We start from the raw sequence: 12,236 nt of genomic DNA on the forward strand, positions 1-12,236 counted from the left end.
GCGATCGCGAGCAGCGCGGCGAGCCACCCGCCCCCGCGGAGCGCGCGGGCGCGCGCGCGTCGATCTCGTCCTCGTCGATCCCGTCGATCTCCCCCCGGCGAGCTGCGCTCCATCGAACCTCGCTTCCCCGCCACGGCATAGCGCGGGCCCGATCGCGGCGCGAGCGCGGCGATCGCGCGCGGGTGCGGCCGCCGCGCGCGCCGTGCGCGAACTTGGCCGGCGAGCCCGCGGCCCCCTACCCTGCGCTCATGCGCCGCGCGTCACGATGGCTGCTCTCTGCGGTGATGGCCCTGACCACGCTCACGGCCTCGCCAGCATCGACCTTCGCCCGCGACACCAAGGTCGAATGGAAGAGCGTCGACGTCCCCGCGGGCGAGGGCCAGGCCCAGCGGGCTCGGGCGCTGCGCGGCATGCTCTCCAGCGCCGCGAAGAAGGCGGACTTCGGCAAGGCGAAATCGGTCGTGCTGAGCGCGCGTGTCGTCGAGTTCACCTCGGCCACGCGGGGCGACGTCCACCGCGTGAGCTGCACCGTCGTCGGTCGCGTCGTCGGCGGCCCCACCGCCCGGTCGCGCATCTCGTTCGGCGGCAGGCCGAGCGAGCGACAGGCGCTGGAGAAGCAGGTGCTCACCATGGTCGCGAACGGCGTCGTCGGCCGGCTCGCCGCGATCGTCCGCGCCCGCGCGCACGACTGATGCGCACGACGGACCTGCGCCGCCGCGGGATCGCGCCGCGCCCCGCTCGACCCTCGACGGGATCTGGACTACGACGGCCCGCACCTCATGGAACTGGACCGGATGGTGAGCGAGCTCTTCCAGGAGGAAGAGCTCGCTCGCGCCACGGCGAAGAAGCTGATCGAGCTGGCGCAGCGCTCCGCGGACGAGGCGCGCGCCGAGCGCGCGAGCCTGCTCGCGTTCCTGCGTGGGCCGATGGAGCGGCACATGCGCTACGAAGAGACCGCCATCTTCCCGCATTTCCAGGCGCGCGGGCTCGCCGAGGAGGTCCAGGTGGCGCTGAAGCAGCACGCCGCCGTGCGTGAAGCAACCGACGCCCTGGCGGGCGTTGCGCAGGGCGGCGACGTCGCGCGGGCCATCGTCGATGTCGCCCGGTTGCTCCTGCACCATACAAATTTCGAGGGCGACTACATTTATCCAGAGCTCACCCACGACGAATGGCGCGAGCTGATGAAGGAAACCGTTCCGCAGGGCATCTGAGGTGGTACGCATGAACTCGACACGGATGTTGTCCTCGACGTAGGCTTTTGCCGCCGTGTCTATTGCAGCTGGTCAGGTGCTGAGCGAGCGCTACCGCCTCATCCGACCCGTGGGGCAGGGCGCGCAAGCGGCGGTGTGGGTCGCCGAGCACCTGGCGCTCGGCACCCATGTCGCGGTCAAGCTGATCGATCCGGAGCTCGCGAAGCAGGAGGACGCGCGCGAGCGGTTCCGCCGCGAGGCGACGGCCGCCGCGCAGCTGCGCAGCGCGCACGTCGTGCAGATCATCGATCACGGCATCGACGGCGAGCAGCCGTTCATCGTGATGGAGCTGCTCGAGGGCGAGGACCTCTTCGATCGGCTCGCGCGCCGGCGCCGCCTCTCGCTCCAGGAGACGTCGAAGATCGTGACGCAGGTCGCGCGCGCGCTCACCCGCGCGCACGGGGCCGGCATCGTGCACCGCGACCTCAAGCCGGAGAATTTTTTCCTCTGCGCGAACGAGGACGACGAGATCGTCAAGATCCTCGACTTCGGCATCGCCAAGGTGAAGGGGCAGGGGAAGCGGGTCGCCCAGCGCACCAGCGTCGGCACGCTCATGGGCACGCCGCACTACATGAGCCCGGAGCAGGTGAAGGGGCTCCGGGAGGTCGACTACCGCGCGGATCTCTGGGCGCTCGGCGTGATCGCGTACCAGTGCGTGACGGGCGAGCTCCCGTTCGACAGCGAGGGGGTCGGCGACCTGCTGATCAAGATCTCGCTCGGCGAGATCCCGGTCCCGTCGAGGGTGAACCCGGAGCTGCCGGCGAGCTTCGACGGGTGGTTCGCGCGCGCCTGCGACCGCGACCCGTCGCGGCGCTTCAGCAGCGCGCGCGATCTCGCGGAGTCGCTCGCCCGCGTCGCCGACCTGTCGACCGAGGCCCCGAGCAGCATCCGATCGCCGCAGCCGCCGCCGCCGCCGCTGCCGCCCCGGGCCTCGCCCACGCGCCCGCCGGCGGCCCCGCCGCGGCCGGCGACAGGCTCGGTGATCCCGAAGGCGCCGCCGCTCCCCCGGGTGGCCGACCCCACGGGCGCCGCCTCGACGCGATCGCCCGAGCGAGGATCGGGCGAGCCGCCGGCGGACATGGCGGCCGCTCCGTCGTCGGCCAGGCCGAGCGCGAGGATCCCCGCCGTGCCAAGCGAGCGGCCGCAGACGCCATCGCGGCTCACCGAGCGGCCTCCGCTCAGCGAGCGCCCGCCGCTGTCGTCTCGGCTCGGCGAGCGGCCTCTCGCGCCGCCGCGGGCCACCGAGCGACCTCCGGCGCCGCCTCGGCCCACGGCGCGGCCTCAGACGCCGTCGCTGGCGCAGATCGGCGAGCAGACGATGGGCTCGTCCGAGCTCGGCGAACGGCCGCCGCTGAGCCAGCGGCCGCCGCTCTCGGCTCGGCCAGGCGATCGACCTCCGGCGCCGCCGCAGCACAGCGACAGCGCATCGCAGAAGCCGCCGGTCGCTGCCGAAACGCTGGTCGCCACCGGTACGCCGGTCGCTGCCGGGACGCCGGTCGCTGCCGGGACGCCGGTCGCTGCCGGGACGCCGGTCGCTGCCGGGACGCCGGTCGCTGCCGGGACGCCGGTCGCTGCCGGGACGCCGGTCGCTGCCGGGACGCCGGTCGCTGCCGGGACGCCGGTCGCTGCCGGGACGCCGGTCGCTGCCGGGACGCCGGTCGCTGCCGGGACGCCGGTCTCCGCGCAGCCGAGCAGCGCATCGTCCGCGACGACAGACGGCGCGGACGCCCCACCCGGCGCGCCTGCACCGGCGCTGGCGTCCAGCGACACGTTCCGGAAGGCCGCCGACAGCGCGTCCTCGCTCGTCGACGTCGACATCGACGAGTTCGAAGAGGACGCGATCGACACCGACGTGGACGAGCCCTGGAGGGCGCCGGCCGCAGCCGCAGCGGTCGCTCCGCGCGCAGACGCAACGCCGGCCGCGGCCCAGGCGCCGGCCGAGCCCGCGGCCAATGTGCCGGCCGAGCCCGCGAGCCATGCGTCGGCCGAGCCTGCGGCCAACGTGCCGGCCGAGCCCGCGGCCACAGCCCATTCGCCGGCCGAGCCCGCGGCCAATGTGCCGGCCGAGCCCGCGATGGCTGCGCCCCAGAGCGGCGTACCCGTCGCGCCAGGCGCCACGGCCGAGGCGCCGCTCTCCTCGCAGACGCCACACGTGCTCTCGCCACAAGCGGCCGATCCACACGCGATCGCCCCCGAGCACGAGGCGCCGCCGAGCCAGGATCCGTCGTCGGAGAAGCTCCGCGACAACGTCAGGCGGGCGGTCGCGGCTGCCGCGCCCCCCGCCTCGGTGCGCGAGCCGTCCCCGCTCGATCCACCGCTCGCCCCTCGGGCTCGCGCGTTGCCCTCCGGCCAGCCGCCGGATCAATGGATGAAAGGGTCCAGCGTGAGCGGGGTGGCGCACGAGGCGCGCGAGAGCGTGCTCCCGGAGTTCGACCCCGGCTCACGTCGGCGCCGACGCGCCCGCCTGGTAGCCCTCGCGCTGGTGGCCCTGGCCGGCGTCGTCGCGTGGCAGATGGTCGTCCGCTCGCAGCGCCTGCCGCAGAGCACGCCGGCGGCCGAGAGCGAGGCCCCGCCGCCGCCCGCCGTCACGGCAGAGCCCGCACCGCCGCAAGAGCCCGCGCCCCAGCCGACCGTGACGGCGAAGGCCGTGGAAACGGCCACGGTGACGTCCGCGCAGCCGTCGGCCAGGGCCGCCACGACGACGCCGCCGCGGAAGCGGCGCCCGCCGCCGCCACCGCCGAAGAAGCCGCGGAAAGAGCCGGGCAAGGTGGACGACCTGACGATCGAGATCCCGACCCCCCCGGAGCCGGCCGAGGCGGAACCGACCTCACCAGCAGAGTCGCCGCCCCCGGCCGGATCGCCCCAGGGCGATCCGGCCCCGCATGCAGAGTGAAGCGTGGAAACGACTGCGTATCAGCAATATTCTGAGGAATCCGGCGACTGGTTGAGAAAGGGGAGGGCCCGGCTGCTGGCCCATCTGGTGCGCGAGTTCGGCCCGGAGCGGCGGCCGCTCGAGCTGCTGGAGGTCGGCGCCGGGGTCGGCCAGAACCTGAGTGTCCTCGCGGAGTTCGGGGCCGTCGACGCCAACGAGGTGAGCCCCCTCGGACAGGAGGCCATCGCGAAGGCCGGCGCGGCGAGGACGCTCTACGGCACATCCCTCCCGTTCCAGCTCGACCGGCGCTATGACGTGATCTGCGCGCTCGATGTCATCGAGCACATTGAGGACGACCGCGCCGCTCTCCGGTGGATCCACGACCACCTGAGCCCTGGCGGAATCTTCGTCGCGACGGTGCCCGCGTATCCGTGGCTGTTCAGCGACCACGACCGCGCGTTGCAGCATTTCCGCCGGTACACGGCTGGCAGCTTCCGCGCCGCGCTGCCGGACGAGCTCCACGTGGAAGCCTGTGCCTACTTCAACCAGCTCCTCTTCCCTGCCGCGGTCGGCTCGCGCGCCGTCTGGAGCGCCGCGCGCAAGCTGCGCCCTCGCAAGACCAGCATGAAGCAGCCCTCGCCGAAGTCGGGCCTCGCTTCGTCCGCGCTCGAAGCCGTCCTCGGCGCCGAGGTCGACCTCATCGCGCGCGGCTACCGGCCGAGCTTCGGCCTGTCGGTCTTCTGCGTGGCGAAGCGCCGGGCCGCATGAAGGACAGATCCGCGTCGCTCGCCGATCTCCCCAGCACCCCGCCCACCGGCGCCCCGCCCGCCCCCCCGAGGATCTCGGCGGATCCGCCCGACCCCGCGCCCGGCCCGCCGCAGCGGATCGGAGGCCCGCTCGCCAGGGTGCGCACGGCGCTGCGCCCGATCATGGTCGTCGTCGCTGCCCTGTTCATCGGGCTCGCCGCGCGGGACCTCGCTCGCAGGTGGGAGAGCGGCGCGCCGATCGACATCCGTCCCGCGTTCGTGGCGCTCTCGGTGCTGCCCCTCGCGCTCGGCCTCGTCGTGCTGGGGCTCGCCTGGGCCTTCATCCTGGAAGAGCTGACCGGCCGGCCCATCCCTCGCTGGCCGGCGATCGCGCTGCACATCGAGTCGCAGGCGGCGCGGTACATCCCAGGCAAGGTCGGCGTGCCGCTGTTCCGCATGCTGGGCGCCCCGCGCATCGGGGCGACCAGCGCGGAGGTGGGGTCGTCCTTCGCGATCGAGTTCACCAGCTTCATCGCGGTCGGCGCCATGGTGGGGTTCGGCCTGCTCGCGGCGGGCGGCGAGCAGTTCGCGGGCGCGAACGCGCTCATCGGTCGATGGAGGCTGCCCGTGCTCCTCGCCCTGGGCGCGGTCCTCGTCGCGCTCATGACCGTGGATCGTGCCCGCGCGCCCGAGCGCGTGCGCAAGCTCCTCGCGCCCGAGGGGCGCGGGCCGCTCATGCCGGCGCGATTGCCGCTCGTGCACGCGGTGTACTCGCTGACCTGGGCCGCGCACGGCGCGTGCGCCGCGCTCGCCGTCGGCGCGACGCCGGGCGCGGCGATCGGCGGCTCGGGCCTGTTCGTGCTGGCGCCCATCGCCGGTTTCCTCGCGATGGCCACGCCGGGCGGCATCGGCGTGCGCGAGGCGCTGCTCTCCGTGGGCCTCGCCCCCGCCGTCGGACCCGCCGCGGCGCTGGGCGCCGCGCTCATCTCGCGCGCCACCTCGCTCGCCGTGGACGTCGGCGGCTTGCTCATCGCGCGGCTGCTTTGCCGACGCGCCGCGCCTCGCTAGGATGCGCCCCCTCTCATGCTGGCCCGCCTGCGTGCTGCCCTGAACTCCGACTCCCCCCTGGCCCGCTTCTGTGCCGCCCTGACCTCCGGCTCGCCCCGAGAAAGGCTGCTGCGCAACGTCTTCGCGGCCGTCGCATGCCTCACGGGCCTCGTCGGCTACGCGCTCGTGGTCCACGCGCACATTCCAGTCCAGCACTGGCTCCTGTGGCGGCTCGTGCCGCTCTGGGGCTATTCGCTGCTGTTCCTGCTCTCCAGCCTCGGCATCGGCCTCGTGCTGTTGCGCCGGGTGCTCCGCCTCACGCACTTGCCGCCGGTCGAAGAGGGCCTGTTCGGCATGACGCTCGGCTCCATCGCCTTCGTGTTCGGCATGTACCTCGCCGGCGTGGTCGGGTGGATCCGCCCCTGGTACGGGCTCGTGATGCCGGCGGCCCTCTTCGCGGGCGGTCTCCTGGAGCTGCCACGCTGGCTATCGCGGCTGAAGCACGATCTCGACGCCTCGACGACGCCGAAAGGGACGATGCGCTGGCTGTGGCTCACGGCCACGGGCGTCGGCGCCGTGTGCATCGTGCTCCTCTACCTGTTGTCGCTGACCCCGGATTCCATCAGCTTCGACGCGACCTGGTATCACGTGCCGATCGGGCAGGACTATGCGCGCGCCGGCCGCATCGTGCCGTTCTACGGCGACGTGAACCGCTCGTTCCCCCACTTCGCGAGCATGCTCTACGCGTGGGGTTTCAGCGTCCCCGGGATGCTCGTGGAGCAACGGTGGATGATGGCGCTCCACCTGGAGTTCGTGTTCGTCCTGGGGAAGGTGGTCGGCGTCGCGGCGCTGGCGCGGTACCTGCTCCAGGGCGAGCGCGTCCCTGGCCTCTGGGCGGCGTTCTTCCTGTTCCCGTCGCTGTTCCTCCAGGACCAGAACCCCGGCGCTTCGGCGGACCATTTCCTGGGCTTCTTCGCGGCGCCGGTCCTGCTCGCGTCCATGCGCTTCGCGGAGCGCTTCGACAGGCGGTATGCCGTCCTGCTCGGCGCGTCGCTCGGGGGCGCGATGCTGGCGAAGTACCAGGCGGTCTATCACCTGGCCATGGCGGCGGCGGTCGTCGTGCCGCGCGCCGCGTACCTGCTCGCGCGCGCGGCCTCCCGCGCCCTGAAGAAGCGCAGGCGGCCGCTGCTCTCGGCGCGCCGCGTCCTCGTGGCGGGGCTCATCGCGTCGGGCGTGGCGCTCGGCACGGCCGCGCCGCACTTCATCAAGAACACCATCTACCATAACAACCCCGTTTATCCGTTGGCCCAGCGCGTGTTCACGCGGTCGTACCCGCAGCACGCGCGCTCCGCGGAGTTCATGGAGAAGGCGTATCCCAACGCGCCTTACCTGCCCAAGGGGAAGGGGCTCGAGCGGCAGCTCATCGCGGCCGGCAACTTCTTCACGTTCTCGTTCTCCCCGCACTACTCGTTCACTCGCTACGTCCCCTCGATGGGCTCGCTCTTCACGCTGCTCCTGCCGATGCTGCTGGTCATCCGCGGCCGTCGCAGGCCGGCGCTCGCGGCCTGGGCGACGTTCGCCGGCGTCTGGATGTGGAGCAACACGTACACCGCGGACCGGTACCTGCAGGGCATGCTCGCGGTGCCGATCGCCGCCGCCGCGGCGCTGCTCGTCCGCACATGGCAGCTCGGGACGGTCGCGCGGCTCGGCCTCGTGCCGCTCGTGGTGTTCCAGATCGTGTGGAGCGGCGATGTGCCCTTCTACTCCGGCCCCCGCCGGCTGGAGAGCGCGCTCTCGCTGATCCGCTCCACCTACGAGAAGCGATGGAGCGACGCGCAGCGGTTCAAGTTTCGCGCGGATCACCGCGCGATCAACCAGGCTACCCCGCCCGACGCGCGCATCCTCGCGCGCAACTACCGCACGACGCTCGGTATCGAGCGCGAGATCATCTTCGATATCCAGGCCTGGCAATCGCTCATCTTCTACGAGCCCGTGCGAGGGCCGGCCGAGCTCTACGCGCATTACCGGAGCGTCGGCATCACCCACATCCTGTACCCGCCGAACCAGCGCCCGCCGGACACGCTCCAGGCCGCCGTGCTGTTCAACGAGCTCGTGCACCGCTACGCGACCGAGAAGCGCCGCTTCGGCGGCCTTCAGCTCGTGACCATGCCGAAGGAGCCGCCGCCGGCCGACGAGCTGCCTTATCAGGTGCTCGCGCTCGGCGCGCCGGGCTACACGGACGGGCTCTACCCGGTCGAGGCGCTCCACATCCTCCCCAAGCTCCAGCCGCCCAAGGGCCAGGAACCCAAGCCCGCGCGGGCGTGGCCCAGGGATACGAACGCGCAGGCCGCGCTCCTCGACGCCGCGGACGCGGTGGTGCTCGGCAAGAAGGCCGCGCGGGGCAGCCGGAACGTGAAGCTGGACGGCGTGTTCTTCGCGGCGGAGCGCTTCAAGAACTACACGGTCTACCTGCGGCAGCAGCGCGACACCCCCCGGGCGGAGCCGCCGCCCGAGCCCGCGGCCGCGGGCGCGCCGCCGGAGCCCCCGGCCGCGGACACGCCGCCCGAGCCGGAGCCGACCGACCCCGTGGCTCCCCCGGAGGACGACGATCCGGAGGACCCGGACGGCTGAGCTCCGGCCCGGGACTACGAGCGCTGTTCGACCAGCGGCCCGGTCCAGGGGACCGGGCTCTTCACCTCGCGCTCGCCCGCGCCGGTTGCACCTGCTGGTTGTGCCACGGCTTCGCGCCCGTGGACTGGATCCCCTCCAGCCGGAGGGCCGGCTCCCGCTCGGCGAGCTCGGTCTCGATCCGGCGCACGCGCATCAGCACCTCCTCGACGAGGCGGCGGTTCGTCGCGATGAGCTCCGCGAGCAGCGCCACGGCCACCAGGATGCACGCCATCACGACGGCGCCCGTGCCGACGATGAGCGACTGGATGTAACCGCTGTAGTCCGGATTCCGCAGGTAGAAGTAGAGGAACCGGACGCCGATCGCGACGCCGAACACGAGCAGGACCGTCGCGACCCAGCCCACGAGCTGCACAGGGCGGTACATCGCATAAGCCCGGAACATGACGGGACCGGCGCGGCGCAGGTAGTCGGGGATCGAACGAAAGAGCCGCGACTCGCGCGTCTTCGGGTTGGTCGTGATCTTCACGTTCTCCAGCGCGAGGCCGCGGCGGCCTGCCTGGATCACGGTCTCCAGCGTGTAGGTAAAGCGGTTGTGCACGAAGAGCTGCAGCGCCGCCTTCCGGCTCACCGCGCGGAAGCCGCTCGGTGAGTCGGCCACCTCCGTGGCGGACAGGCGCCGGATGAGCCGCGAGCCCCACCGCTGCAAGACCTTCTTGAGCGGCGAGAAGTGCTCGATCCTGTCTGTCTGCCGATCGCCGATCACCAGGTCGGCCCGGCCGTCGAGGATGGGAGCGACGAGCCTCGGGATCTCCGCGCCGCGATACTGGTTGTCCGCGTCGGTGTTCACGATGATATCGGCGCCGAGCCGCAGGCACGCGTCGATGCCGGCCATGAACCCGGCGGCGAGGCCTCGATTCTTGGCGAAGCGGACGATGTGGTGGATCCCGAGCTGCTCGGCGAGCGAGCTCGTCCCGTCCGTGCTGCCGTCGTCAATGATGAGGACCTCGATCTCGTCCACGCCGTCGATCGACCGCGGCAGGTCCGCGAATGTCTGCGCGAGCGTGTCGCGCTCGTTCAAGCAAGGGATTTGGATGATGAGCTTCACGGGCGATTTCGCGGCGCAGCGTAGCACGACGTGCGTCGAGAAATTCACCTCGGAGCGCAGCGGGCTCCCCCGCGACGCGAGGCTCCAGCGCGGGCCGGAACGCCGCCCCGCTCGCGCTGAGCGTCGGGCGGCCAGCAGAAACCTGTCCACACCGCTCCGCCGGTGCCCCGGGGCACCGTACATCGCGGAACATCACGGAACATCGCGGGGACGATGGCCCGCAGCCCTGCGCCGGGCCAGCGGGACCATCGCTCCGCTCTAGTTGAGCAACTTCTTCGAGAGGTGCTTGACCGCCTCCTGCGCCGCGTTTCGCAGCGCGACCTCGACCGCCTTCGAGGACGTGTCGCCTCGCACGAGGATGGCGCAATTGTCCCCTTCAGCCTCGAAGGATGCGAGCGGTAGCTCTGTCGCCGCCGCTGCGGCGCGGATCGGCACCTGCACAGCAAGCGAACCGACCTCGAGCTCCACGAACCCCACCAGCTCCGTCTTGGATAGGTTCTGCATGCCTTCGAACGTGGGTCGTCCGCTGGGGCTTAGCAAGGTCAGGTTTTTCCTGCTTGTCGCTGGGATTGAGCTCCACGTGAAGAGGCAGAGCGCGGGAGCGTCGAGCACATCGCCTGGTCGGCGGTCGGCGGTCGGCGGTCGGCGGTCGGCGGTCGGCGGTCGGCGGTCGACGATCGGCATCGGCGTGGGGCGCGCGACGCGGCGGCCGCCGGTCCGAACGTCGCGCGCGTCACGCCCATCCCGCCCATCCCGCGCGGCACGTCGACCGCGCGCTTCCGCACGGATGACCGCTCTCGCGTCAGTTCTTCAGGGAGGTCAGCTGGTCGGCCATGATGCTCCGGTGATTGCGGTAGACCTGAAGCACGATGGCCAGCGCGATCGCCGCCTCGCTCGCCGCGAGGACGATGATGAAGACCGTGAACACCTGGCCAGCCACGCCGCCGGCGACGAAGTGGTCGAACGCGATGAAGTTGAGCGCGGCGGCGTTGAGGATGAGCTCGACGCCGAGGAGGATGCCCACCGCGTTCTTCCGCGTCATGACGGTGAACAGCCCGAGCCCGAAGAGCACCGCGGCGACGGTGAGGTAGTGGATGAGACCGACCTCCATCGCCTACTCCCTCTCCCAGGCGCGCCTGACGGCTCGACGCGCGAGCACGACCGCGCCGATCATCGCGGCGAGCAGCACGACCGAGCCGAGCTCGAACGGGAGCAGGTACTCTCCGAGGAACGCGTGCCCGAGCTTGGCGGTGGACGGCATCGCCGGCTTGGCCTCGGCGGGCCAAGGGGTCTGGGTCGCCACCCTGCCGAGCAGGAGCAGCACCGCCGTGACCAGACCGAACGCCACGGCCGGCCCGCCGCGCGGGTTCGAGATCTTCATCTCCGCGATGCGGCTCGTGAGCATCACGGCGAAGAGGATGAGCACGAGCGTGCCGCCGACATAGACGAGCACCTGCGTCGCCGCGATGAAATCGGCCGAGAGCGAGACGTACAGCCCGGCGATGCCGAGGAACGTGCCGAGCAAGGCCAGCGCGGAGTGGATGATGTTCCTGGAGAACGCCACGAGCCCGGCCGAGCCGAGTGTCAGCGCGGCAAGCCCGAGGAAGACGAGTGCGCTCAGGGAGGGCATGGGGTGAGGGCCGCGACGTTAGACCGCTGCCCACCGCCCATCAAGGGCGACCCCCGCGCGTCGCTCGCGGCGCGCTCCTGCGCCGTACTGCGCCCCTCTTGCTCGCCGCGCGCCCTCGCTCGCCCCCGCTCCTACGCCCCTCCGGCCCCCCCGCCCGCGGGCTCCGCGCCCTCGGCGCCTTGCTGCTTCTCGCGCTCCTTGCGCCAGATGGCGCGCAGCTCCTCCAGCGCGGCCGGGTTGTCGCGCATGGCGCGCTCGCGGGCCTCCCGGGCGTGCGGCCCGTACTCGCCGACGGGCACCTCGCCGAGGTCCTTCGGCGCCTTGTACAGCGGCACGAGGCCCTCCGGGATGAAGCGGAACGTGAGGTGGTCGAGCGTCGGCGCCGCCCCCTCGAACTCGCGGGTGTGGCGGATCGCGCCGGTCGACTCCGTCTTGCACGCCTCGACGCACAGGCCGCAGTACATGCACTTGCCCATGTCGATGTCGAAGCGGCTCATCGCCTGCTTCTTCGTCGCCGGGTCCTTCTCCAGATCGATGGCGATGCACTCGATGGGGCACGCGCGCTCGCAGCGCTTGCAGCCGGTGCAGATGTCCATCTGCACCTCGAGGAAGCCGCGGTACCGCGGGGGGAGCATCTCGCTGACGGGGCGGTCCGTCTTGTCGGGGTACTGGACGGTGATGGGCTCCCGGAACAGATGGGAGAAGGTGACCGCCATCCCCTCCAGGATGGTATTGGCCGCGCTGGAGATGCTCTTGATGTACTGGGCGAGATCCATGGCCGGTGCCTCTCAGGGACCTGACGCGCCCGGGCAAATCCCCCGAGGGAGCGAGGCGCTACACCGCAGACGATAGCAGACGCGGACCTGCCCTGGAGCGTCCAGCCCGCTCCCCGCGGGTCCCGCCAGCCCGCGCCGTACAAGCCCCGCGGGCTCCCGCCAGCCCGCCCACAACGCCG

General features: G+C 72.1%; 11 protein-coding genes. 6 read left to right on the plus strand and 5 right to left on the minus strand.

Annotated features, from left to right (window positions below; all coding sequences use genetic code 11):
* Nucleotides 1–248: 248 nt before the first annotated feature.
* The 6 genes from WMF34_RS40735 (at nucleotide 249) to WMF34_RS40760 (ending at nucleotide 8,546) form a co-directional block, all read left to right on the plus strand.
* Entirely contained in the window at nucleotides 249–692 is a 444-nt protein-coding gene (locus tag WMF34_RS40735) for a hypothetical protein (protein ID WP_157907261.1), read from the plus strand.
* 87 nt (nucleotides 693–779) lie between these two features.
* A complete protein-coding gene (locus tag WMF34_RS40740) occupies nucleotides 780–1,211 on the plus strand; it encodes a hemerythrin domain-containing protein (RefSeq protein ID WP_012240626.1) in 432 nt (143 codons plus the stop codon).
* 55 nt (nucleotides 1,212–1,266) lie between these two features.
* Nucleotides 1,267–4,143 (plus strand): protein kinase domain-containing protein, encoded by a 2,877-nt coding sequence (locus tag WMF34_RS40745; RefSeq protein ID WP_437991162.1) that lies wholly within the window; start codon nucleotides 1,267–1,269, stop codon nucleotides 4,141–4,143.
* 51 nt (nucleotides 4,144–4,194) lie between these two features.
* Nucleotides 4,195–4,890 (plus strand): class I SAM-dependent methyltransferase, encoded by a 696-nt coding sequence (locus WMF34_RS40750; protein WP_437991163.1) that lies wholly within the window; start codon nucleotides 4,195–4,197, stop codon nucleotides 4,888–4,890.
* Complete coding sequence (locus WMF34_RS40755; RefSeq protein ID WP_437991164.1) at nucleotides 4,887–5,936, plus strand: lysylphosphatidylglycerol synthase domain-containing protein; 1,050 nt, start codon at nucleotides 4,887–4,889, stop codon at nucleotides 5,934–5,936. Before WMF34_RS40750 ends, WMF34_RS40755 begins: the two co-directional genes overlap by 4 nt.
* Nucleotides 5,937–5,951: 15 nt before the next feature.
* A complete protein-coding gene (locus WMF34_RS40760) occupies nucleotides 5,952–8,546 on the plus strand; it encodes a hypothetical protein (protein ID WP_437991165.1) in 2,595 nt (864 codons plus the stop codon).
* Between the two features lie 61 nt (nucleotides 8,547–8,607).
* Here WMF34_RS40760 and WMF34_RS40765 read toward each other — a convergent pair whose 3' ends face one another.
* From WMF34_RS40765 to WMF34_RS40785, 5 genes are all read right to left on the minus strand, one after another.
* Nucleotides 8,608–9,651, minus strand: coding sequence for a glycosyltransferase family 2 protein (locus tag WMF34_RS40765; RefSeq protein ID WP_044970173.1), 1,044 nt, complete (start codon nucleotides 9,649–9,651; stop codon nucleotides 8,608–8,610).
* A gap of 258 nt (nucleotides 9,652–9,909) precedes the next feature.
* A complete protein-coding gene (locus WMF34_RS40770) occupies nucleotides 9,910–10,335 on the minus strand; it encodes a hypothetical protein (protein ID WP_437991166.1) in 426 nt (141 codons plus the stop codon).
* A gap of 118 nt (nucleotides 10,336–10,453) precedes the next feature.
* Complete coding sequence (gene nuoK / locus WMF34_RS40775; RefSeq protein ID WP_012240633.1) at nucleotides 10,454–10,762, minus strand: NADH-quinone oxidoreductase subunit NuoK; 309 nt, start codon at nucleotides 10,760–10,762, stop codon at nucleotides 10,454–10,456.
* 3 nt (nucleotides 10,763–10,765) lie between these two features.
* Complete coding sequence (locus WMF34_RS40780; protein WP_012240634.1) at nucleotides 10,766–11,281, minus strand: NADH-quinone oxidoreductase subunit J family protein; 516 nt, start codon at nucleotides 11,279–11,281, stop codon at nucleotides 10,766–10,768.
* A gap of 131 nt (nucleotides 11,282–11,412) precedes the next feature.
* A complete protein-coding gene (locus WMF34_RS40785; protein WP_012240635.1) occupies nucleotides 11,413–12,057 on the minus strand; it encodes a NuoI/complex I 23 kDa subunit family protein in 645 nt (214 codons plus the stop codon).
* Nucleotides 12,058–12,236 lie beyond the last annotated feature (179 nt).

This window comes from Sorangium sp. So ce145, assembly GCF_051525985.1.
Classification (GTDB): Bacteria; Myxococcota_A; Polyangia; order Polyangiales; family Polyangiaceae; genus Sorangium; species Sorangium cellulosum_B.